Source organism: Microbulbifer maximicatervae (SeqCode), from assembly GCF_052466985.1.
The window spans coordinates 4226243-4247981 of the sequence record NZ_CP174298.1 but is presented as its reverse complement, the minus strand read 5'-3'; the positions used below and the strand labels follow the sequence as shown (position 1 = coordinate 4247981).

General features: G+C 46.5%; 26 protein-coding genes. 17 read left to right on the top strand and 9 right to left on the bottom strand.

Annotated elements, in window-relative coordinates:
• Window positions 1-357: 357 nt before the first annotated feature.
• From ACJJI3_RS18850 to ACJJI3_RS18805, 10 genes are all read left to right on the top strand, one after another.
• Window positions 358-576: an Imm32 family immunity protein gene (locus ACJJI3_RS18850; RefSeq protein ID WP_444940564.1), complete on the top strand. Its 219-nt coding sequence runs from the start codon at window positions 358-360 to the stop codon at window positions 574-576.
• A gap of 181 nt (window positions 577-757) precedes the next feature.
• Window positions 758-2122: an IS4 family transposase gene (locus ACJJI3_RS18845; protein ID WP_507021865.1), complete on the top strand. Its 1365-nt coding sequence runs from the start codon at window positions 758-760 to the stop codon at window positions 2120-2122.
• A gap of 40 nt (window positions 2123-2162) precedes the next feature.
• Window positions 2163-2804, top strand: coding sequence for a hypothetical protein (locus ACJJI3_RS18840; protein WP_444940562.1), 642 nt, complete (start codon window positions 2163-2165; stop codon window positions 2802-2804).
• 98 nt (window positions 2805-2902) lie between these two features.
• Window positions 2903-3217, top strand: a complete 315-nt coding sequence (locus ACJJI3_RS18835; RefSeq protein ID WP_444940561.1) for a hypothetical protein — start codon at window positions 2903-2905, stop codon at window positions 3215-3217.
• Between the two features lie 78 nt (window positions 3218-3295).
• Window positions 3296-3670, top strand: coding sequence for a DUF6896 domain-containing protein (locus ACJJI3_RS18830; protein WP_444940560.1), 375 nt, complete (start codon window positions 3296-3298; stop codon window positions 3668-3670).
• A gap of 114 nt (window positions 3671-3784) precedes the next feature.
• Window positions 3785-4198, top strand: coding sequence for a hypothetical protein (locus tag ACJJI3_RS18825; protein ID WP_444940559.1), 414 nt, complete (start codon window positions 3785-3787; stop codon window positions 4196-4198).
• A 434-nt stretch (window positions 4199-4632) separates the two neighbouring features.
• Complete coding sequence (locus tag ACJJI3_RS18820) at window positions 4633-5022, top strand: hypothetical protein (protein ID WP_444940558.1); 390 nt, start codon at window positions 4633-4635, stop codon at window positions 5020-5022.
• A gap of 503 nt (window positions 5023-5525) precedes the next feature.
• Entirely contained in the window at window positions 5526-5969 is a 444-nt protein-coding gene (locus ACJJI3_RS18815) for a hypothetical protein (protein ID WP_444940557.1), read from the top strand.
• 331 nt (window positions 5970-6300) lie between these two features.
• Window positions 6301-7026, top strand: coding sequence for an MBL fold metallo-hydrolase (locus ACJJI3_RS18810; RefSeq protein ID WP_444940556.1), 726 nt, complete (start codon window positions 6301-6303; stop codon window positions 7024-7026).
• 93 nt (window positions 7027-7119) lie between these two features.
• Window positions 7120-7485, top strand: coding sequence for a hypothetical protein (locus ACJJI3_RS18805; RefSeq protein ID WP_444940555.1), 366 nt, complete (start codon window positions 7120-7122; stop codon window positions 7483-7485).
• 93 nt (window positions 7486-7578) lie between these two features.
• Here ACJJI3_RS18805 and csrA read toward each other — a convergent pair whose 3' ends face one another.
• Entirely contained in the window at window positions 7579-7767 is a 189-nt protein-coding gene (gene csrA, locus ACJJI3_RS18800) for a carbon storage regulator CsrA (RefSeq protein WP_444940554.1), read from the bottom strand.
• A gap of 1547 nt (window positions 7768-9314) precedes the next feature.
• Here csrA and ACJJI3_RS18795 point away from each other — a divergent pair.
• The 5 genes from ACJJI3_RS18795 (at window position 9315) to ACJJI3_RS18775 (ending at window position 12296) form a co-directional block, all read left to right on the top strand.
• Entirely contained in the window at window positions 9315-9587 is a 273-nt protein-coding gene (locus ACJJI3_RS18795; protein ID WP_444918422.1) for a hypothetical protein, read from the top strand.
• Between the two features lie 230 nt (window positions 9588-9817).
• Window positions 9818-10780, top strand: coding sequence for an alpha/beta hydrolase (locus ACJJI3_RS18790; protein WP_444940553.1), 963 nt, complete (start codon window positions 9818-9820; stop codon window positions 10778-10780).
• Window positions 10781-10840: 60 nt separating this feature from the next.
• Window positions 10841-11578, top strand: a complete 738-nt coding sequence (locus ACJJI3_RS18785; RefSeq protein ID WP_444940552.1) for a DUF1963 domain-containing protein — start codon at window positions 10841-10843, stop codon at window positions 11576-11578.
• A gap of 234 nt (window positions 11579-11812) precedes the next feature.
• Window positions 11813-12019 carry a hypothetical protein gene (locus tag ACJJI3_RS18780; RefSeq protein ID WP_444940551.1) on the top strand — a complete coding sequence of 69 codons (207 nt, stop codon included), beginning with the start codon at window positions 11813-11815 and terminating at the stop codon, window positions 12017-12019.
• A gap of 88 nt (window positions 12020-12107) precedes the next feature.
• On the top strand, window positions 12108-12296 hold the full coding sequence (locus ACJJI3_RS18775; RefSeq protein WP_444940550.1) for a hypothetical protein: 189 nt from the start codon (window positions 12108-12110) through the stop codon (window positions 12294-12296).
• A gap of 155 nt (window positions 12297-12451) precedes the next feature.
• Here the strand turns inward: ACJJI3_RS18775 and gcvH are convergent, their stop codons facing one another.
• The 8 genes from gcvH to ACJJI3_RS18735 form a co-directional block, all read right to left on the bottom strand.
• Window positions 12452-12838: a glycine cleavage system protein GcvH gene (gene gcvH / locus ACJJI3_RS18770; protein ID WP_444895858.1), complete on the bottom strand. Its 387-nt coding sequence runs from the start codon at window positions 12836-12838 to the stop codon at window positions 12452-12454.
• A 66-nt stretch (window positions 12839-12904) separates the two neighbouring features.
• Window positions 12905-13993, bottom strand: coding sequence for a glycine cleavage system aminomethyltransferase GcvT (gcvT, locus tag ACJJI3_RS18765; RefSeq protein WP_444940549.1), 1089 nt, complete (start codon window positions 13991-13993; stop codon window positions 12905-12907).
• A 268-nt stretch (window positions 13994-14261) separates the two neighbouring features.
• Entirely contained in the window at window positions 14262-15377 is a 1116-nt protein-coding gene (locus ACJJI3_RS18760; RefSeq protein ID WP_444940548.1) for a CNNM domain-containing protein, read from the bottom strand.
• Between the two features lie 5 nt (window positions 15378-15382).
• Window positions 15383-16324: a rhomboid family intramembrane serine protease gene (locus ACJJI3_RS18755; RefSeq protein WP_444940547.1), complete on the bottom strand. Its 942-nt coding sequence runs from the start codon at window positions 16322-16324 to the stop codon at window positions 15383-15385.
• Window positions 16325-16473: 149 nt separating this feature from the next.
• On the bottom strand, window positions 16474-17712 hold the full coding sequence (locus ACJJI3_RS18750; protein ID WP_444940546.1) for a UbiH/UbiF/VisC/COQ6 family ubiquinone biosynthesis hydroxylase: 1239 nt from the start codon (window positions 17710-17712) through the stop codon (window positions 16474-16476).
• A 50-nt stretch (window positions 17713-17762) separates the two neighbouring features.
• On the bottom strand, window positions 17763-19001 hold the full coding sequence (locus tag ACJJI3_RS18745) for an FAD-dependent monooxygenase (protein ID WP_444940545.1): 1239 nt from the start codon (window positions 18999-19001) through the stop codon (window positions 17763-17765).
• 64 nt (window positions 19002-19065) lie between these two features.
• Entirely contained in the window at window positions 19066-20418 is a 1353-nt protein-coding gene (locus ACJJI3_RS18740) for an aminopeptidase P N-terminal domain-containing protein (protein ID WP_444940544.1), read from the bottom strand.
• Complete coding sequence (locus tag ACJJI3_RS18735; protein WP_444940543.1) at window positions 20418-20972, bottom strand: UPF0149 family protein; 555 nt, start codon at window positions 20970-20972, stop codon at window positions 20418-20420. The genes ACJJI3_RS18740 and ACJJI3_RS18735 overlap by 1 nt, the downstream gene beginning before the upstream one ends.
• A gap of 208 nt (window positions 20973-21180) precedes the next feature.
• Here ACJJI3_RS18735 and ACJJI3_RS18730 point away from each other — a divergent pair, with 208 nt between their 5' ends.
• On the top strand, window positions 21181-21384 hold the full coding sequence (locus tag ACJJI3_RS18730) for a TIGR02449 family protein (protein ID WP_108734784.1): 204 nt from the start codon (window positions 21181-21183) through the stop codon (window positions 21382-21384).
• A complete protein-coding gene (locus ACJJI3_RS18725; protein ID WP_413663605.1) occupies window positions 21384-21713 on the top strand; it encodes a cell division protein ZapA in 330 nt (109 codons plus the stop codon). The genes ACJJI3_RS18730 and ACJJI3_RS18725 overlap by 1 nt, the downstream gene beginning before the upstream one ends.
• Window positions 21714-21739 lie beyond the last annotated feature (26 nt).

The following is a 21739-nucleotide window of genomic DNA, read 5'->3' as shown; positions in this document are numbered from 1 at the left end:
ATTATTTCCAAATTTGAAATTGTGGCAGGATGCACTCTAATTCTTGTATCTGTGTTGGCGCATATCCATAGTTATACTTGCTTTTTATTTACAGAAGGATGCGGGATAGCCGAGGGACTGTACGCTTTATATGGCATTGTCTTCGGGTCGTCATTAACAGCCGCTGGTATCATGCTTCTTCACTTTTCAAAATGGCCTGCATGGCTAGGGCAGTTACTTCTAGTGTATGTTGCAATATTCTCGGTTACGGTGTAATAAATGCTTATTAAAGCGTGCTATGATCGCCCTTCGGGCTGGACTGCTAAAAGCGCTGCTTCGCAGCAACACGGCCCATTCACTCAGCGCTAAGCATCAAAAATGAAAATATACGGATATTCTAAGTCCTCAGGTGATGAACTACTGGAATTGGCTGAGGTAACAATTTCGGCAAATCCAGAGTGTCTAAGATCTTTGGCTACTTTTTTGGTGCATTGTGCAGAAAGCATCATTAAAAAAGGCTGCTCCTGGGAGCATGAGCATTTCGAAGAGGGCGAATCTCCTCCTGTATTAGTAGTTCACAATCCAGATTCGGAGTAATTTATGCTTAAAAAGCTAATGAACTTCGCGCGCGAAGGGCGCGCGCCGGACAGTCTACGCTACGCTTCGGCTGCCGGTTATTAGAGCGCTAAGTTTTATACACAAGTTTTTCCGGTTTTATTATGTAAATCAATAAGTTACAGTTTGGCCTAGTAAGAATTATAGATTTGATTGGATTATTATGCAGGACTGGGTCATGGACGAAGTAAAAAGTCAGGTTATGGGTGATACACGCTTGAATAAGCGCCTGTCCAACATTCTTAGTAGTTTAAGTTCCGATCCAAAGAATAGTATTCCCTGTGCAAACAAAACTTGGGCAGAAACGTTTGCAGCTTATCGCTTTATCGAAAATGATAAAGTCAATTTTGACTCTATTATGAGCGGCCATAAATCGGCAACTCTTGAGAGAATCAAGGCGCAGCCTGTTGTTCTTATCCCACAAGATACTACCTTTCTAAATTTTGCCACTGACCTAGAAAGTAAAGAGATGGGAACACTTAGGCGTAAAGAGACCAACCAACAACTCTTGCACACCTCCATCGCGATAACACCATCCAGAATTAATTTGGGTGTTGTTGAAGGTAGTATGTGGCAGAGAGATAAGGAATCAAGTTCTAATTCCCGCTACACAAAGTCGATAAAGGATAAGGAGAGTCGACGCTGGCTAGACCATTACGAAACGGCTTGTCAGATACAAGAGCGGTGCCCTGAAAGCACAATTGTGAGTATTGCTGATAGAGAGGGTGATATTCATGAGTGGTTTCAGCAGGCTGAAGAACAAAGTGAACAGCGGCGGGCGAGCTATATCGTTCGAGCTAAGGCCAATCGCACTTTAGAGCTCGATGGAGAAGAAACGGTTTTGCTTTGGGATCATATGAATGAGCAGAAATCTGTCGGTCTATACACGGTAGATATTCCCAAACGGAATGGAGAGCCTGGAAGAAAAGCCAAGGTCAACGTATCCACTACTGAGATACGGTTGCTAGGAAAAGGAAAATCTAAACGACCACTTTCTCTCTATGCTGTATTGGCTAAAGAATTAACCCCACCAGAGGGTGAGAAAGGCATTGAGTGGATGTTGTTGACGGATCTTCCAGTTGAAGACTTTAAGCAGGCAAGGGTCATCATTGAATGGTATCTAAGCCGGTGGGAAATTGAAACCTATTTTCGGGTGGTGAAAGGCGGATGCCAGATAGAAAGTAATCGTTTTAGAACAGAGCAGCGAATGTTGAACTGCATTGCGATCTATATGATTATTGGATGGCGGCTACATTCGATAACTACGCATGCACGAAGAGTTCCTGACGCACCGTGTACAAGTGCCTACTCTGAAAAAGAATGGCGTATGATATGGATGATGCGAGATAAAACTACTCCACCAAATGAACCCCCAAGCATGAGGGAGATAACCCGTATGTTGGCAGGTTTAGGAGGTTTTTTGGGGCGTAAAGGGGATGGCGAGCCAGGGGTTAAAACCGTTTGGCAGGGATACACCAAGCTACTTCATTATATAGAGGCAGCAGAAGCTCTAAATGGACTTAAATAATGTGTATAAAACACAGTTAGAGCGTTAGGCATGTCGAGATATGAAGGTATTCCTAGATAGCAATATTATTCAGCACTCAGCGACAACATATCGCACTATGGATATATATTTTGGTGGAGCTAAGCCAGGTGAGCCATTGGTAAGAAAAGGACCAATTCAAGCAATTAACAAGAAACCAGCAAAAAACCAAAAACTGAGGGCGGAAATTGATTGTTTGGAAGAGCTGGCATCTAAATTGAAAGCTCTCCGTGCCACTCTGATCATGGATTTTGATAATATCTATTCAGAGGTGCGTAGGGCGGGAAGATTTAGGAAAGAATTCTTTTATGGTAGCGACATCAAATACGCGGAGCGGCCGCCTGAATTTAATACGGTTCTAGGGGGTCCTAGCTGGTTAAATTCAGGGCCTACCGACAAGCAATTTCACAATTTCCTTCATAATCTGAAACACCCAAGATTCTTAGAGTTAGCGAAATTCTCTGGTGCATTACAAGGAAAGGATGCCAATTACAATCAGCTTGCAGATGCGTATTTCTTGTGGTGTGCAGAGATAAATGAGGCAGATTACTTTTTAACCTTGGATGCCAAATTAGAAAGGTCTATAAATCAGGCTAAAAGTCTAGTTTATAAACCAAATGTAATATCAGCTTCCCAATTATTAACCGAACTACAAAATGCCTAACAAAGCCAAGCACAATTGCCCAATGCAAAAAAACGCATTGGGCTGGACCTCGCTGCGCTCGGCCTGTGTTGGCGGCGTTAGAAATCATCTGGTGATCCATGGCTAGGAAAAAGAAGAAAAAGAATGGAAAAAGTGAAGCTAAGGCTAAAATCCGGATAAGAAATCAGAGAGCATTGTTCAAGCTAAAAAATTCCACAGTTTCATGTCCAGCTTGTAACCTCCGTGTACCGCTTATTAGTATAGAAAGCCACTATGGCTTGAATCATCCTGGTGAGGTATTTAATCAGCAGGAATTAAGTTCTATCCCGTTTGCACCTGAAACAAAGGGTAAATCTAATCCAGGCTTCGGGCATCGTAGGCAAGGTGCCTGGCCGCTTTCTGGTGGGCTGCCAAGTTTAGGAAAAAAGAGATAGTGCCAAGTATTTCTAACAATCTCAGGCAGTATGCTACAGCCCTTCGGACCTCCGCGGGCGTTATAGCGCAAGAAAATAATGGATAACCTCGAGAAAATTAAAAAAATAATTCCCCTTTGGTACGCTCAAAAGGCGTGGGCAGAGGAGCTTTTGATTCGTGCATTTGATCTGGAAAAGGCAGAAGATATCCTCAAAAGCGAACACCGAGGGAGAAAATCTATCCCAGGCACAAACTGGATGTACGTGACCCATGGCATCGGTGTTGACGTGTACCGCACCGCTGATGTTGGAGGTATCGACTTCGATTTTGATAAGCCAGACCCAGACGAGTGGCGGTTGCGGTTATTTTTTGAAAAACAATATAACGAGGGCAACCTTCCTCTAGCAGAGTACCGAGAACTCTATGAAGACGAAGGTCTATTAAAGTGTTTTGTCGCCGAGGCACTAAAGTAGTGGGCTATAACAATGCGCTCAAATACGTTCCGGCCGCAAAAAGCGCGGCCTCCACCGGACAGGCTACGCGTTACTTCGCCTGCCGTTTAGCTTAGCGTTATGAGAAAGTGTAAAATGAAGAATGTCCTGATATTTCTATTGGTATTAATACTTCCCAAAATGGGTATGGCATGCTCTTGTTCAAATATTGAAGTCGAGGATTATTTGTCTTCGTGTGATTCTTTGTTTATCGCTCGGTTAGTAAAAGCAGAATATAAAGAATCTGATGAGTCAGGAGGCGAAATAAAGGGAAAATTTGGTGCCCCGATTGAAGTATTTCAAGGTGATCCTAGTAAAGTAAAAGGGCTTAAGATTGAGCATATGATTGGTTCGTCTTGTGACCAATATCCAACGATAGGTAGTAAATACTTAGTTTGTGGGAAAAATGAAAAAAAATATACCAGCTATAGCCATTGCTCTTATACAGTAGATCACGCGGAACACTATCGCCGAGATATATTAAAACAGCTAAGAGATAAAAACTTATAACAAGCCATTCAAGACGCCAGCTGGCTGGGACGTTATGTATAAGAACATGAAGGCACTTATCATCTACTACATTAAGCACGTTCTGCTATTGGGAACAGTTGGCTTTGTAATGTTTCAGTGCATTGCTTGGCTACAGCTGGGGTGGTTTTGGGCTTCTGACAGCATAGAGGCTTGGCTGCTCTCCTTGGCTATCGTAGCGATATATCTATTGCTAGTTGGCTCTCCAATTATTTGGATTTCAAGTAAATTCAATCTAAAGGGATGGGCGGTACTTTTTTGTACCCTATCTGGGCCTTTGGCTGTAATTCTCTATATGCTTGTATTCAGCCATCGGCCGCCAAGCTTATATAATTACTTTGTCTGGCCCTGGAACATGCATCTGATATTTTTGATTATTGGCCTTTTGTTCGGCTTGTCACATATAAAGGCAAAAAATGCATAACCAGTTTAGGCAGTACGGCTGCTACGCACCCCAGGCGCTTCTTGCCATGAGATTTCTCACTATAACTCTTCTAGTCTTATGCACGCCGTTAATGGCTAATACTCCTTGCGACAACGCAATACTAATCCCAGGAAAACAGATCTACCCTAGCAAGACTGCTGCAGGTGTAGACATACTCTCATTTGGCCCCTGTGAAGTTTATGTCTCTTTTGACCTTGAAAACTCAAAGCCTGTAAATATTGACACAAGTACAGCCACTGACCGCTGTGCACTGTTCTATCGATCAGCGTCTAAACTCGTTGAAACAACCACATACGTTAAAGATTCAAATATTAAAGGCTGCAACACTAAAGTCATATATGTTGAAGGTGGTGGCACCTAAATCGGGTAGCCGGTAGTTTCTAGCTACCAGCCCCCACACCACCCACCGTGCGGGTCCGCAATGAGCGGTTCCCTATCCGTGATGAATCTCTTCCCAATGATAGTATCAAGCAGATCTTCATCTGAGTTGAGTGTCACAGATCTCCCCAGATATGAACGTAAACTTTCACAGCACACTGCATCATTTACTCTACCCATTAGGTCACTTGGCTTCGGTATCCTTCGCTACCTCGCCTCCAGGCTAAGCCTTATATTATATTTTTGTTCGTCAGCACATAGCTTTGCCAGCGACTTCCTCCCCACAAGACCTCGCGGTGTTGCAGTTGCCATTCGCTAGTAGTTAGCATTTAATGGAGCCTATTAAATCGTGATCTTCCTACAAGGGACTTTCACCCCATTAGTCCGCACCCATGTTGTGCGTACTAAGTTTAGGTTGCAGAACCAACTGACGCTGTTTCGGAAATAAAAACGTTAGGTCGTAGAATTCAAGTGGAGAAGTTAATAGTGAATAAAATTATTAAAGCAATAGTATTGTCCTCATCCCTCATCGCTACTGGTGCGGCATATGCCAGCCAAGAGGCGCAGCAGCTTAGTATATGCCTCACAGACTCGATGAATGGTAAAGAAAGGAAAAATTTGGCCAAATGGATTTTTTTTGGCATGTCCTCGCATAGCTCGATCAAACCTTTTTCAAAGGTTACCGAGTCAGATATTGGAGATTCAAGTAAGTATGTTGGGGCATTAATTACCCGGCTTATAACTGAAGATTGCCCCAGTCAAGCTAAGGCGGCTTCAAAAGTACTGGGTTCAACTGCCTTTGATCAAGCATTTAAGGTTGTTGGAGAAGTAGCAATGCAAGAACTAATGGCTGAGCCCTCGGTTGGTCAGTCGCTAGGAGCATTTGAGAAACACCTTGATAAAGAGAAATTTAACGCGGTATTTCAGTAGTGTATCCATTTTATCAGGGAAAGATCACAAAAAAAGACTAACGAATTTTCTGTCTGCGACTAAAGGCGTTATATCCAAGACTTACCCACATTTAGTAGACACCCTATATAGTTAGATTTAGCCCTAACACAGAGGTGCATCTAAATTACGTAAGGTAAGGAAAATTTTGAAACCAAAGCTCACGATATGTTGATTGTCACGTCTTACGGTGTTTAACATATCGATGAAATTTAACTAAAATGCAAAAGGATTTTCTTTGAATATTTTCAAAATTCTGCTTTCAATAATATTCATACTCATCAGCTCCACTGCTTCATCAAGCATAATTAAGATGAAAATATCTGAACAACTATATATCTTAAGTGGAAAGGAATATGGTACTAATATTGGTTTAATAGCTGTAGAAAATGGCTTGATATTAATTGACCCTATGCCGGGAGATAATCACCTGAGTGAATTAGACCAAGTAATTCAGTCGATCTACGATAAGCCTGTTATTTTTATCTTAAATACACATGCACACTCTGATCACACTGGAGGCAATAAGTATTTTGAGAATAAAGGTGGAAAGCTTCTAGCAGGTGACCTTCCCCTAGAAGGGTTTACTCACATAAGAGTTAAATCTCATTCATCAATTGACAATATATTTTATCATAAGGAGAGTAACTCAATATTTGTTGGTGATATTTTCGATGCTAGCTGGCACCCCACATTTTATGCTGGTGGAATTAAAGGCTTCAGCAGCGCAGTTGATACTATTTTAAATATGGGTGATGATCAAAGCTTAATCATACCCGGGCATGGTGTTACTGCCAATAAATTATCTCTAATTGAATTTAGAGAAAATACTTTTGCATGGATAAATAGAGTTCGAGAACTTTATCATAAGGAATCAGATCTAGAGAAAATAATGGCGGATACACAATTAAAGAGTATTTTGCTGAAATTCAACGCGAGCGATAAAGCCACATTTATACCTGAAAAGGCTTACAAAAGATTCATAGAGAGAACAATCTCCGTGATAGATAATGAAGAGAGTTTGCAACAAGCTCATTGATAGGGTGAGCTTTAGCGCCCATCTTTTGTTATTATTCTTCTGAGGAAGAACCCTTCACTGTAAAACTTGTTAACTACAGGAGCCTACGCTCTATTGAAAGTCTTGGTATTTGATTTGAAGAAACTATTGATTTTTACCATTACACTCCTACTTGCACTTGCTGCATATTACCTTACTTTTACAGCTTTCTATGAGTCATGGTTCCCTTATTATTATGAGGAATATCTTTCGTACTTCTTCTTGGCTGGACTAGCAATAGTTGTGTTTTTACCATTCGCCATTGCAGCCACCTCAGGCCAAAATAATGGCCTGGGTTATTTTTCTAAGTACGCTATTTCAGCAATAAAGGTTCATTTAGCTGTAGTTATCTTATCTGTGTTAATTTTTTCTTATATGATGTCCAATGGCGTTTTACTAGATGGGGCTGGTATTTATCAAGTTGTACCATCAGGTGAATAGACGTAGCTAGCAACGGCACCTGCCACCAAGACCGCAGCTCTGCTAAGGTTTTGATGCCGATGCTTTGGATGTTCCACAATTAGGGCCAAATTCTCAACAGTTTCTATTCCCCTGCCCCCTTCCCTTCTGGACTTGCATGTAAATTTCTTCACGGTGAACAGGAAGTGATCTGGGAGCTTGTATTCCTATCTTTACCTGATTTCCCTTAACTTCCAATACTGTGATTGAGACATTGGCTCCGATCCTTAGGTTTTCACCAGTTCTGCGCTTTAAGATAAACATAATTCTATTCTCTGATATTCAAGCCATGGGTAGACTTTTATTGGTGGACGGCTGAGAAACTAATCTGTTGAAGAATGCAGGGGGAGCGCGAGAACGATAGGCATAGAAGAAGAAAAGGCGGACGCAGCGCTGCCAGAGCTTGGGGAGTCTCTCCAAGCCGCTGGATGTACTCCACTTTATTGAAGACGAGCGGGTTTCTAGCGTATGATCCATATAGCCATCTTGATAGTCTCTGTATCAATTTGGTTAGCTGGCCCCAGGTGTTCCCGCACCTTGGGTCAGCGCCTTTTACTTACTCTTACGTCACGCTACCGTTCTCCTTTGAGAGGGTGGATCTTTTATAAAAATCTTATTCTATTGAGTTTCTTTGGTTATAGGCCTTCAAAAAGCGTCCTATTTACGACCAAAATACCAATAAATGTCCATCGATTTTACGCAGATTTGACACTGAAACAAACTTAATAAATTTCAATAAGATCATTTTTGTGCCTATTTTTTGTAAGTTACCGCCTTGGAAAATATCGGCTTATGTAGAAAATGGCCAATCGTATTGGCAATCTTTAATGGCCTTTACGTTAGAACCTCAAGGCACAAGACAACCAAAAATAAATACGTAAACGTACTCCTCATTTCAAAAGAGAAAGGCTAAGTATCTTCTAAGTATTGGATATATTGCCGTGGATTTTATGTGCTTACCCATTGGTATTGGCACTCTGATATTCCGCCAGGAATTTAGGGGGGGTATCCTGCATGATCGTACCTATTTACAAGTTCAATGCCCCTGAAAACTCATTAATTACTCTTCTTAAGCCGTCTGTTTTGGCTGGGTGCTACTTATCATACATTCTGATATTAAAAATACTGCACCAACCATCCTAAACCACTGATTTATAACGGTTTTTGTATTTTCTAAAAGAGGACTCAAAGCGAATATACTGTACGCGTGATATGGCCACTGGAATTTTATTCAATCGATACTGGTTAGTTTATTAGTGGGTATCTTTCCCTGATTTGAGTCATTTTCCATTCTCTGGGCATGCTGATAAATGATATGATTTCGTCCACTTTCGAATATACGAATAGACCAGCCAAGGAGAGTAAATGGTCAGTCAGAGAATTAACTATTTGCAGGTAGCAGGGATACTCACAGTGTTCGCTGCTTTAGTTCATATCGGGTGTATAGTATTTGGCGGTGATTGGTATCGGTTTCTTGGTGCCGGTGAGCATATGGCTCAACTAGCAGAAAGTGGCCACCCTTACCCAACTATTGTAACTAGCGTAATTTCAGCCGTTCTACTGCTTTGGGCTAGCTACGCTTTTTCTGGGGCGGGTTTAATTGTTAGGTTACCGCTGATTCGGCTTGGCCTGATACTAATCTCAACGATATTTTTGGCTCGTGCGCTGGGTTTTTATTTCATAATGCCAGCCTTCCCAGATAATTCGCTAACTTTCTGGCTAACCAGCTCAGGCATATGTTTAATTCTCGGCTTAACCTATTCGCTTGGTTTAATACAGAGGTGGAACCTAATTAGCGGAAAGGCCTAACAATGGGTGTATTACTAGAAAACTTTATTCGTGAAGAACTCTCCGAGCGCTTGATTGGGCGTATTGAAGCGACTGTTGAAGAAGCCAAGCTTAACCCATCGATAGCTTTTAGAGAGTTTAATGGAAATGTTTATGACCTTGTATTTAATTTTGAAAAATCAGAAGTAAGTGTAAATAGTGTCTTAGATACTAGTTCAACCGGCACTGAGAATTTGTCAATAGATGTATTTTTATTAGCAATAGGGTCCAAACTTAATTGTTACGTAAATTTGTAAAACTTAAATTTCTAGTTCTTATAGCATGTACCGCTTTAATTATAAGTTGTGGTGAAAGCGCGTGCACAGCACAATCTGATAAAGTGGTTATCTTTATTAATACTCCATCTGTTCTCGGTAGGGGTAATATCACAATAAGGTGGGGAGACGGCCCAACCACACAATCTATTGAGCTTTGGCATCAAGTGTAAAAGGTAAAAGCATTATCTTTCCCTATACCATTAGAGATTATGATTAAGAAATTGGTATTAGTATTTGTGAGCAACATAGCTATTGGCTGCTCCACAGTAGTTACAGAATATATTGAGCGATCTAATAGCTTTGATTTTAAAGAGATTGTTTCTTTCGATACTATTGAAAATTATGGCTTTAAAAACAACAGGTATTGCTCTACAGAGCATAAAGTATGCACAAACTACCTTCTAGGCGAGCCACTTGAAAACAAGAAACTTCACTATACGGTTTCCCTAGAATCATTTAGCGGTGCGGAAAGCACTGTTAGTTTAGACATTTTAAAAAGCTCACTACCTGATTTACATTCAGGAACAGTTGTTCTTATACATGGTTTTAGGGCATCTAAAGAGTTTATGCTGAATTCGGCTCTGTACTTCAGAATGTTAGGCTTTAGAGTTATAGTCCCTGACTTATTAGGGCATGGTGAGTCTGATGAGGATAAAGAATACGGTGTTGGTGATAGTAAATTAGTTAACGAAATTATCAATAAATATGAAAATAAAACCCTGTATATTGTTGGTAACTCTATGGGTGGCACAACTACAATGCACATTTCTACTTTAAGAAATGACATTGATGGAATAATACTACAAGCTCCAATGCTTCGATTTGATAAGGCAGTTTTAAATTATACTAAAGCTAACTTTCCGAGTATGATAATGCTTTTCTCAGAGGAAAGCATCAAGCAAGGAGCGTTAGATAGTTTAGTTAGATCCGATATCACCCTTGAACAGACGGACATTAAGCCAATTATTGGATCTTCTAATGTACCTATAATTATTTTTTCATCATCTTCAGATCCTATTGCTCCACACAACATCTATAGCGATCTAGCATCGAATGGTGTTTCAATTGTAAAAGTTGACGAACGAAACCACCCAAGTATGTCAATAATTGGTGACAATGAAAGTCGGGAGTTGGTTCACTGGTCTGGTAAGCTAACACACAAATCCAAGTGATGCTTATAATCTGACTGACTTATTAATAAGATTCTTATAACTTGCATGAGGTATTAAATTTTGTCTGAAATTGATTGGGAGAAATATTGGGAAGAGTTAAAAAGCAAACTCAGCCCCTATAGAAAAATCGCGTGGGAACCTCAAACACAAGAGCAAGTGACTGAAATATCAGATTCTAAATTTTGTGGAATGCCACTACTTACAGCAGAAGGCTGGCCTGAGTGTGGAAATTGCAATGAACCTATGCAGCTCTTTGTACAATTGAACTCTAAAGATCTCCCAAAGGCTTCAAATACCCCTTTTGGAGATGGAATATTACAAGTTTTCTATTGTGTTAACGAAAATTCAAGCTGCGAGGCTGACTGTGATACGTGGGCTGCAAATTCAAAAGCTACACTATTAAGGATATTGCCACTAAATATTCCGGCTCAAACAGAAGTTACATTAACCCCTTCTTCAGATTATCCAGAATTAAAAATAACTGGTTGGGAAGAGTTAGAAGACTACCCAGATACATTTGAGCTCGAGGAGTTAGGTGTAGAGCTCTCAGAAGACGAAGAAGATTTTCTATGCGAAGACGAAGTTCCATTCTCTGGTGAAAAGTTACTGGGGTGGCCGCATTGGGTCCAGGGAATTGAATATCAATCCTGCAAGATATGTAATAAACAAATGCAGTTTATCTTTCAAATAGACTCCTCAGGAAATATTCCTTATATGTTTGGAGATTCTGGATGCGCACATATTTCACAGTGCACAGAACATAAGGAACAATTAGCAATGGCATGGGCTTGCTGTTAATAATAGAATTAATACAATGCAGCTTATACAACGCTGTTTACAAAAAAATATTATAACCTTGCTGGAAAGACCAGAGTGCTTTATACAAAATTGAACAAGAAGGCTATATCCTGGGGTCTGATTAGTTTCAGTATTCTTTGGGTCATGCTGACTCTGATGATAAATTTTCTAGCCGTTCCACTTAGCGCTACAGGGGTACTCCTAGTTTTATCGTCTATTCTCTCAGGCATAGTGGTGGTAAAACGTGATGCTCAGGCCCCTTTAATCAACGCTGCTATCTCTGGTGGCATTGCTGGATTGCTTCTATATATTTTGACTGTTCCATTTTTCGGTATGGATCTATGGAGCCTGATTTATTCTTTAGTAGTTACTACGGGGGGATTTGTGGTAGGTGCTACTCTTTGGTTGGGCGCTTCTTTTTTTATAAGGCTACGTAACTAAGCTTCCTCTCTACGGGTGAATAGCACATATAGCAAGTTTGTCTCAATTCAATAAAAATTGAGGTAAGTAATGAGAAATAATTAGTCTTGTGCTTAATGAGTGGTATTTCAGCGTTAACTTGAACTGGGTTTCAGCATTCAACTTCGACACAAATACCGACATCCTCGTATACAGCCTGGAAGAAGGGAGGTTACTTGCCAAGAATATTGCTGAAAGGGATGTCGTTGATGAGCAGGCTAATGAATCTCCACAAAACAATATCTTGCGAGCCTATTAAGCCCAGCTAGATCAGATTGTGAATGATGAGGAAGTTCGCAACGCAGTATCGTTTGATCAATAAGTAGAAATTGATTTAGACGCTTATAAAACAAAAAAGGCTGTGGGGATTACCCACAGCCTTTTTTTAATATGCTTTTCAGCACATTCGTTCTATTAGTCTTCGGACTCTGAGCGATATGTGTCTGCATCCAGCATATTGTCCAGCTCACTCACGTCGGAGGGCTTGATGCGGAAGAACCAGCCATCGTCGTAAGGAGAGGAGTTTACAGTTTCCGGAGCGTCTTCCAGAGCTTCATTGACAGCAACGACTTCACCGGAAACCGGGGAGTAGATATCGCTGGCAGCTTTAACGGATTCAACTACACCTGCCTCGTCACCAGCAGCCAGGTTGGTGCCCACTTCTGGAGTCTCAACGTAAACCACGTCACCCAGGGCATCTTGAGCGTGATCGCTGATGCCGATGGTTACGGTGCCGTCCTCTTCCAGGCGTGCCCACTCGTGGCTGGAGAGGTATTTCAATTCATTGCGGATTTCGCTCATGCTGTTATCCCTTGATTAAGCATCTAAGTTTATTGTCTTAGTGACGCGTACACCTCTGGGCGACGCTTAAATAACTGACTTGCCGTTGCGTACGAAGCAGGGCTTAACCACCTTGACTGGCTGCAGTTTCTTACGGATTTCCACCTGTGCGGTATCACCAACACTCACCGGAACTCGCGCCAAGGCGATAGAGTAACCCAGTGTGGGGGAGAAAGTGCCGCTGGTAATGATACCCCGGTCATCACTATCGTCTACCACTACTGGTTGACCAGCGCGCAATACACCGCGCTCTTCCAGCACCAGGCCTACAAGCTTGTGCTTAACGCCATCGGCTTTTTCCTGCTCCAGAACACCACGGCCGATAAAGTTGCGGCTCTCCGGCGCCCAGGCAACCGTCCAGGCCATGTTGGCAACCAGCGGAGAGGTCTCATCGTCCATCTCATGCCCGTACAGATTCATACCCGCTTCCAGGCGCAGGGTGTCGCGTGCACCCAGTCCACAAGGGGAAACGCCCGCTTCGGTCAGGGCGCGCCAGAAACCACTGGCGTCTTCGCCCGGTAACATAATTTCCAGGCCATCTTCACCGGTGTAACCGGTGCGCGCTACGAACCAGCCACCCCGGGCAACGCTTTGGAAAACTTTTAGTGCATCAATCGCGGAAGTCCAATCAATGCCCAAAACCTCTTTGGTTTTCTCGATGGCATTGGGGCCCTGGATAGCGACCATCGCTACATCCGGGCACTCTGTCAGGGTCACATCGAAGGACTCTGCCTGCTTGCGCATCCACGCCAGATCTTTCTCGCGAGTTGCACAGTTAACAACCACTCGGTAGCCGGGATCGCGCAGGTAGACGATCAGGTCGTCAATCACACCGCCTTTGTCATTGAGCATGCCGGTGTAAAGGGCCTTACCCGGGTTGCCATCCAGCTTGGCCACATCATTGGCCAGCAGGTAGCGCAGGTAGTCGCGGGCCTGGGCGCCATCTACGTCGACCACGGTCATATGGGAGACATCGAACATCCCCGCATCGGTGCGCACCTTGTTGTGCTCATCCAGCTGCGAACCGTAGTGCAGCGGCATGTCCCATCCACCGAAATCCACCATTTTGCCGCCCATAGCGACATGCGTGTCATACAGAGGAGTTCTATTTCCCATTTTTAAAATCTCAGTCCGTCAGGTTCCGAAGCGGCGTATTCTAGCGGCTTGGGTACCGGCCTTGCCAGCGGGGCAGGCGCGGCAATATATATGCTCTGCAAGCCTAGCAGGCATTGGTAGTAAAACCTGTCCAGGTTCACAGAGGCCGTCAAAGATTCCGCTGGCGCTCTATCCTGCTTTCGCTCACGTTATGGAATCGGGCAATACCCAATACCCACTGTGTTGGGCTAGCGCAGAAATGATCATTTTTCAACCAATGAAGTTCTTATCAGTCGCTGCCCCGGTCGCGCCCTTGACCAGCCTCTTCCGCGTTCTCTTCCGCGTTTGCAGATTCGTCGACTTTAAGGCCGTACTTCTTCGACCTCCAGCGCCACAAACGCTTAGCCAACTCCTGACGGTCGGGTGTTTTATCTGCCTCGTCGACAATTTCTTCCCCGAGCAGGGTCTCCAGCAGATCCTCCAGGGTCACCAAGCCCTCGAGACTGCCATATTCATCCATAACCGCACTAATCTGCACGCGGCGGGACAGCATTTTCTGGAACGCTTGGTAGATAGTGGCTGTTTCCGGCAGGATCAACATTTCACGGCGATAATCCGCCAGAGTTTTCTGGTGCTCACCTTTGGCGTAGGCCAGCAATAGCTCCTGTCGCAATACAAAACCCACCACACAATCCGGGTCGCGATTTTCATAGACAGGGATACGGGAGAAACGCCCTTTCTCTGCATCCTCGTAGGCCTCTTCCACAGTAATGTCCTGCGGCAGGGAGAAGACTACCGTACGGGGAGTCATCACCTCGCGCACGGAGTGGTCCCGCAGGGTGAAGAACAGGTTGCGCAGAATGCTGGACTCCCGCTGCTCCAACTGCCCTTCGGCCTCGCCAATTTCCGCCATAATGGCGAACTCATCGCGGCTGAAGCCCGTCAGGGTTGGGCCGTGGGACAGTCCTTTGGTCAACCACTCGGACATTTTTACAAACGGGTGGAGTAACCAAACCAGGCCGCGCAATACATAAGCGGTGCTTGGGGCCAATTGGCGCCAGTACACGGCTCCCAGGGTTTTGGGGATAATTTCAGAAAAAACCAGGATCAGCAGGGTCAGGATCGCTGAAGCGATACCCAGGTACTCATTGCCAAAAACCGCTGCTGCCTGGGCACCAGCACCTGCAGCACCCGCTGTGTGCGCGACGGTATTCAGAGTGAGGATTGCGGCCAGGGGGGCATTAATATCGGATTTTAATTTGCGCAGCAAAGACCCCGCTTTATGCCCCTCCCGCTCCATCAAGCGTACGTATGGCGTTGTTACGCTGAGAATAACTGACTCTGCTATCGAGCACAGAAAAGAAAAGCCAAGGGCAATAAAAACGTAGGTTATCAGTAAAATCATAAAATTCAGGTTGAAGCGGGATAAGAGTTAAATTTTCGCGCACCACCAGCAACGCAGTAAACCAGCGCAATCAAAAAACCAGCAAAAAAGCCTCCTAAATGCGCAGCATTGGCGATGCCGATCCCAGTAAAATAGGTAATCACTCCAAGAACACACAATATCATCCACACAATCGCCAGGGTAATAATACCCGGGGGTATATCTCTCCATGCCGGTTGCCAACGCTGCATTACCACAGCAAATCCGACCAGCGTGTATACAACACCCGACATTCCAGCGAATATCACCTCGGGCTTCCAGGCATATTGGGATAAATTAGCTGCAATCCCGCCGAGCAACACCAGAAGGCTATAAATAAATGGCCCTCCGCGTGCTTCCAATGGACGCCCAAGTATCCAGATAGCCAGAGCATTGAACAGGGCATGCTGAAAAGACAAGTTGATGATTGCAGGAGTCCACAATCGCCAAAACTCCCCTCTCTCCAAGTGCCACATTAAAGACGACTGTGAGAAAAGTGGGCCACCACTGGTATCTGGATATATTAAAAGCGGGGCAGACAGATTATTGGAATGTAAAAACCAACCAAAAAAACACAGGCCGATTAACAGTAAACTAATCGGTGTTTTATCCATTGGGAAAGTCGGTAAAAATGAGGGGCTTACAGGTGCTTTCTCCTTTGATGCTTGTCCCTCTTCACCCGGTAAATGTTCGCCGGCCTCTGGTTCTGCCTTTGTTAGCTGAACTCTGTCCAGATCAACTAATCCCCGCTCCCAATCTTGCAAAAGCGGCTTCAGCAATTCAGCTATACCTGAATCTGTCGTCAACAACGCCTGCTGATTTTTTTCCTCAGCAATTCTCAATGGCAATTGGTAACGCTGTATTAAGCGAAAAAGCGCGCTGAGATCCTTTGATATAGGAAATGAGTAAACAGTAATCCAGTGACTCAATTGAAATTAACCTTTTTTACCGACGGCAAGGCTTTTAATTCCCCTCTGCCTCAGGGAAAAGCCACTTAGTAGATAGGTAAACACCAGCAACTTCTCTGACACCCCCACTGAGCACTTTCTCCCGATCCATTTTTACGGGGATAGCAAATTTAAACCGCCATAGCCCGCATAATAATCCGCTTCTTCAACATGGGGCTGGCATCTACCATGCTCAACCCAGTGTTACGCAGCCAGCGCCAGTGCACATCGCCAGCACCGAACAAAGACTTAAAGGCGCTCATCGCTTTCATAGTGGCGGCGTTGTCGCCGCGACGGCGGCGTTCGTAGCGGGCCAACACTGAAGAGTGAGAGGGCTCCAGGCCGCGTGCCATAGCGCGGTCAATTTCATCTGCCAGCACCCGTACATCCTGCAGCCCAAGATTTACACCCTGGCCCGCGAGGGGGTGGATACTGTGGGCGGCGTCTCCCACCAATACAGCACCAGGGCCGCGATAACGTTCCGCATGGCGCGCGCGCAAGGGGAAGGAAAAGCGCTCGCTGACGGATTCCACTTTGCCCAAGCGGCTCTCAAAGGCTTTTTCCAGGTTCAGGGCAAAGGCCTGGTCATCCAGCATCAATAGCTCTTGCGCCAGCTCTTCATCCGCAGACCAAACCACGGCGCAGTGATTGTCATCCCCCAACCCCGAGAGAGGTAAAAATGCCAGTGGACCCGTTTGTAAAAAACGCTGCCAAGCGGTGTGACGGTGAGATTTCTCACTGCGCGCGACACACACCAACGCAGTTTGATGGTAATCGGTATCCTGGGAGCGGATATGCAGTAAGTCCCGCACTTTAGAGCGGGCGCCATCGGCACCGATTAACAGGCGGGTGCGCACTATCTCAGGTTGCTCGCGCAGACCATCCTCTTCATTTAAGCGATCTTCACCGCGAGGCTGTAAATGCCAGAGTCCGCAGTCGCGCCACCAGCTCTCCAGGCGAAAACCATTGACCAATTCCACGTTGGGCAGGGTTATCAGCCGTGCTCTTAACGCGGCGACAATGACATTATTCTCGACGATGTGACCGAGATTCGGCAGCTGCACATCGCGGCTGTTAAAGCTTACTGAGCCGGTTCCATCTGCATCCCAAACCCGCATTTCCACATAGGGGCAGGCGCGGCGGCTGGCAATATCATCCCAGGCTCCCACCTCTTCGAGCAGCTCGCGGGAGGCCTGTGTCAGGGCCACCACGCGAGGTTCATACTGCGGTGACAATTGCGGCGTTGTTTCCGGGGACGCCTCCAGCAAGGCCAGACGCATGCCCGGGTGCCGAACTGCCAGCAGCGCTGCCTGGGCCATGCCCACCATGCCCGCACCCACAATGGCAAAATCCAAACGATGTCTGTTCATAAAAGCCAATTCCGCTGAAGTGGCAGCAGCCGTCCCCGACCCTGCACCTTTTAAAGCCCAAATCCCGCCGCTTGACTGACAAATTCCCGGCGCAGCGGCGGGACCATTGTAAGGCCGAGCATTCCCAACTGACGAATTCCCTGTTGCAGCCAACCGGAAGAGGAAAACAGTGTGGGAATACGGTCACTGAATCCAATCGTCAATTGCTGGTCCATCTGGCGCATTTCTCCGTATTTCTGCAGGAAATCGAGCCGCCCTGGCAATGTATCCGACGTCACTGTCGACAGCGCTTGTGCCAATCCATAACAGTCCCGCAGAGTCAGGTTAAAACCCTGCCCTGCTACTGGGTGCAGAAAGTGGGCGCAATTGCCCATCAACACCACATTCCGGCGCCACTGTTCCTGGGCGATCGATAAACTCAGTGGATACCCCTGAACGGCTCCAACCTTAATAAAACGTCCGGCACGCCAGCCAAATACCTGCTGCAGTTTTTTCAGGCGTTCAGCCTCAGGCATTACACCGACACGCTCAGCTTCTGCTTCCTCGCAAGCCCACACTAGTGCCGCTCGGTGCTGCCCTTCTCTATCTGGCAGCGGCAAAAGTGCCATGGGGCCCATTCGGGTGAAGCGCTCGTAAGCCACACCTTGGTGAGGCTGTTGCAGAGCGACCGTAGCGACCAGCGCTCTCTGAGGGTACTTAACCGAGCTGATTTCTATTCCCAGCTGGCGGCAAAGGGGAGAGTTCACCCCATCGGCAACGACCACCAATCCGCAGGGCAGTGCCTGATCGGGGGAATTATCCTCGGATCGCCACAACAGGTTTGCGCCCGCAGAGGTCATGGTAATGTCAGTAACCTGCGCCGGCGCTAATAATTGGGTGGAAGTGCTAGTCAGGGCACTGTGGAGAATCGGGCCCAGCGCTGCATTTTCTATCACTGTGCCCAGAATGCCCTCAAAGTTGACTCCCTGTCCCTCACGGGTCGAGAGGGAGGCGCCAAATGCATGCCCCCGGTCACTCACATGAATACGATCAATCGGAGCGCTGTAGGCTTGAAGAGCAGGCCAGAGTCCAAGCTCCGCAAACAACTGCAAGCTGCCTGCGGCAATGGCCGTGGCTCGCGTGTCGAAACTCGGCAACTGAATACTGGCAGCGGCATCCGGCAGTGCTCTCTGCTCCAGGAGCGCCACACTGAGTTGAGGACAAAAATGTGACAACATCAATGCCAGGCTGGCTCCCGCCATACCGCCACCGACAATGGCCACATCTACTTTACGCGCCGACTCACCCATCCCAATTCCCCCTTTGATTATTCGGCATTGAAATATTATTGGCCGAACAATCCAACAATCACTTCTAACGGGTTAGTAAGTCCCGCCCGTGAAGCATGGTGTATTCAATATCTTCAATCGCTTTTGGAGCCGCTGCTGAGAGGATCTGAGGCCCTCTATTGGTAAGTGCGACATCATCTTCAATTCGAATCCCGATCCCGCGAAATTCTGCGGGAATACTCTCATCGTCCTCCGGGACATAAATTCCGGGTTCGACCGTCATTACCATTCCGGCTTCCAGCTGGCGCCAGGCTCCATGAATGCGATAATCACCCACATCGTGCACATCCATGCCCAGCCAATGGCCAACCCGGTGCATATAAAACTGCCGATAAGCGCCAGACTCTATCAACCCCTGGGTGTCGCCTCGCAACAGTCCTAAATCAACCAACCCCTGAGTGATTATCTCAACACTGGCAGCGTGGGGATGGTCCCAGTGATTGCCCACTGAAACCTGTTCAATCGCCGCTTGCTGTGCCGCCAAAACGATCTCATAAAGTGCGCACTGCGGTCCGCTAAATGAGCCATTAACCGGATAGGTGCGAGTAATATCGGCCACATAACCACGGTACTCACACCCCGCATCCACCAGCACCAAGTCCCCGTCGCGCAACTGGGCATTGTTACTGCAATAGTGCATCACCAACGCATTGCTGCCACCCCCAACGATAGTGGGGTAGGCTGTTTCCCGGGCTCCGGAGTCGACAAAGGTATGCAGGAGGGCAGCCTCCAGCTGGTATTCGTAAAGGCCCGGCTGGCATCGGGTCATAGCCCGGCTGTGTGCCTCGGCACTAATTTTCGCCGCCTGCTCCATTAAGCGAATTTCCTGGGCCGACTTAATCAGCCGCATTTCCCGCAACTGGTAATCGAGGTCGACCATTTCCGGTGCACCCCCGGTATTCGGCGCTGCGGTAATACGCTCAAGGTAATTGCGGATTCGCTTATCCAAATGGGCGTAGCGGCCCATGGGGAAATAGAGCAGCTCGCGCCCTTCTAGCAGCCCCGGCAAAATATCATCGAGATCACCGATGGGAAATGCATCGTTCAAGCCGCACTGCTGCATCGCGCGCTCCGGCCCCAGGCGCGGGCCATCCCACTTTTCTTTTTCCGTATCGCGCTCGCGACAGAACAGCAGGGTTTCTCCCTGTGTTCGTCCCGGCACCAAAACCAGCAGCGCTTCCGGTTCATCAAACCCAGTGAGATACAAAAAATCACTGTCCTGGCGAAACGGAAAAAAAGTATCCCGGGAACGCAGTTGCTCCCCAGCAGATGACACGATTGCCAAACTACCTGCGGGCAATTCTGCCATCAGGCGGTTGCGTCGGCGGGCGTACTCAGATCGACTGATTCCCGCTGTGGTTTTCGGGGTCTTAGACATCAGTGAATGGTGGGCTCGGTATTGGAGTCCTTACCCTTTACCTCAGTAAATATATTGAGTACGGCTACGCGTACGTATTCCTGAAGTTCCACCAGTTGCAGCTCAGTCTCCTCACCTTCTTCAACATGTTCGGCATCCAATTGGGCGATGGCACTAATATCTTTTAAAGCTTCGTCACTGGTGGGCATCAATTTTTCCCGGGCCCCGCCGACACCAAAGCCGTGCAGGAACCCATCGCACCAATGACCCAGCGCCAGAGCGCGGGAGACAACATCTTCGTCATCGCACAACACCAACTGAAAATCGAAGTTAGAGCCGTCGAGCTGCTTGTGGCTTTCCTCAGTCAGCTGGAAAAAATCCCGATTGAGATCTGCCGGCACAGCCTCCACATCGAGCAATCCGGCCAGCTCATTCTGCCAACGCTGTTTGTCCGGTCGCTCGCCCGCCGCCAAAATGCCACAGATAAAACCGTGCAATTCACTGGGGTCAGCCTGCCCCCCAGCTGAGAGAATGGCGTTGGCGAGGAGTTCAAATCGGCTAGCTTCAGAAGTCATGGTTACCGTACAGCTTTTTGTAAATTAGGCTTTTCAATCCGGCCGTCACACTGGTGCCAAACCGGGAATTTGAGGCATTAAGAGACAATTTTGTGATTGTCCGCGCAGGTGCAGCGATTGACCCACCAATACGCCGGCAATATAGTAGCGGAATCCCTCGCAGTCTGTCGTGTTGCGAACTCAGACGTCGACCTCAAATGCAGGAAATATGGATAAGCTGCAAGCGCTAGAAAGCACCGTGGATTCACTCATTGCCCGCTGTCAACAATTGGCGGATGACAATCGTGAATTACGCCGGCAGGAAGCCGACTGGCTGCGTGAACGCCAGCGCCTGATAAAAAATAACGAGGCCGCCCGCTCGCGGGTAGAAGCTATGATTAACCGTCTTAAGGGGCTAACGCAAGATACCTGATGTCTGAAACCGCATCACCCTCCGAAACTGTAACTGTTTCTATTCTCGATAAAGAGTACCGTGTCGCCTGCGCGGAAAGCGAGCGTGCCGGACTACAGGCTTCGGCACACCTGCTACACGAACGCATGTCCCGCATCCGCGCAACAGGTACTGTCATCGGCTTAGAGCGTATCGCCGTAATGGCAGCGCTTAATATTGCCCACGAGCTTATCCAGGCGAAAGCTGAGCTCAGCTCCATTCCCCTGCAAGAGGAAATGTTGGAGCGGCTTACTGATAAGGTGCAAAGTGCACTGGGCGAAATAGACTCGGAAGAAAAACTTCAGGAGTAAGGTGACAAGAAGCCACTTTCTGCTAC

What these genes read in the sequence shown, in the direction of transcription:
- ACJJI3_RS18845 (WP_507021865.1), top strand. Translation starts at nt 758, where the DNA reads ATGCAGGACTGGGTCATGGACGAAGTAAAAAGTCAGGTTATGGGTGAT.
- ACJJI3_RS18725 (WP_413663605.1), top strand. Translation starts at nt 21,384, where the DNA reads ATGTCTGAAACCGCATCACCCTCCGAAACTGTAACTGTTTCTATTCTC.
- gcvH (WP_444895858.1), bottom strand. Translation starts at nt 12,838, where the DNA reads ATGAGCGAAATCCGCAATGAATTGAAATACCTCTCCAGCCACGAGTGG.
- ACJJI3_RS18840 (WP_444940562.1), top strand. Translation starts at nt 2,163, where the DNA reads ATGAAGGTATTCCTAGATAGCAATATTATTCAGCACTCAGCGACAACA.
- ACJJI3_RS18790 (WP_444940553.1), top strand. Translation starts at nt 9,818, where the DNA reads ATGATTAAGAAATTGGTATTAGTATTTGTGAGCAACATAGCTATTGGC.
- ACJJI3_RS18810 (WP_444940556.1), top strand. Translation starts at nt 6,301, where the DNA reads ATGAAAATATCTGAACAACTATATATCTTAAGTGGAAAGGAATATGGT.
- ACJJI3_RS18825 (WP_444940559.1), top strand. Translation starts at nt 3,785, where the DNA reads ATGAAGAATGTCCTGATATTTCTATTGGTATTAATACTTCCCAAAATG.
- ACJJI3_RS18760 (WP_444940548.1), bottom strand. Translation starts at nt 15,377, where the DNA reads ATGATTTTACTGATAACCTACGTTTTTATTGCCCTTGGCTTTTCTTTT.
- ACJJI3_RS18830 (WP_444940560.1), top strand. Translation starts at nt 3,296, where the DNA reads ATGGATAACCTCGAGAAAATTAAAAAAATAATTCCCCTTTGGTACGCT.
- ACJJI3_RS18820 (WP_444940558.1), top strand. Translation starts at nt 4,633, where the DNA reads ATGCATAACCAGTTTAGGCAGTACGGCTGCTACGCACCCCAGGCGCTT.
- gcvT (WP_444940549.1), bottom strand. Translation starts at nt 13,993, where the DNA reads ATGGGAAATAGAACTCCTCTGTATGACACGCATGTCGCTATGGGCGGC.
- ACJJI3_RS18735 (WP_444940543.1), bottom strand. Translation starts at nt 20,972, where the DNA reads ATGACTTCTGAAGCTAGCCGATTTGAACTCCTCGCCAACGCCATTCTC.
- ACJJI3_RS18750 (WP_444940546.1), bottom strand. Translation starts at nt 17,712, where the DNA reads ATGAACAGACATCGTTTGGATTTTGCCATTGTGGGTGCGGGCATGGTG.
- ACJJI3_RS18850 (WP_444940564.1), top strand. Translation starts at nt 358, where the DNA reads ATGAAAATATACGGATATTCTAAGTCCTCAGGTGATGAACTACTGGAA.
- ACJJI3_RS18835 (WP_444940561.1), top strand. Translation starts at nt 2,903, where the DNA reads ATGGCTAGGAAAAAGAAGAAAAAGAATGGAAAAAGTGAAGCTAAGGCT.
- csrA (WP_444940554.1), bottom strand. Translation starts at nt 7,767, where the DNA reads ATGTTTATCTTAAAGCGCAGAACTGGTGAAAACCTAAGGATCGGAGCC.
- ACJJI3_RS18740 (WP_444940544.1), bottom strand. Translation starts at nt 20,418, where the DNA reads ATGTCTAAGACCCCGAAAACCACAGCGGGAATCAGTCGATCTGAGTAC.
- ACJJI3_RS18745 (WP_444940545.1), bottom strand. Translation starts at nt 19,001, where the DNA reads ATGGGTGAGTCGGCGCGTAAAGTAGATGTGGCCATTGTCGGTGGCGGT.
- ACJJI3_RS18730 (WP_108734784.1), top strand. Translation starts at nt 21,181, where the DNA reads ATGGATAAGCTGCAAGCGCTAGAAAGCACCGTGGATTCACTCATTGCC.
- ACJJI3_RS18795 (WP_444918422.1), top strand. Translation starts at nt 9,315, where the DNA reads ATGGGTGTATTACTAGAAAACTTTATTCGTGAAGAACTCTCCGAGCGC.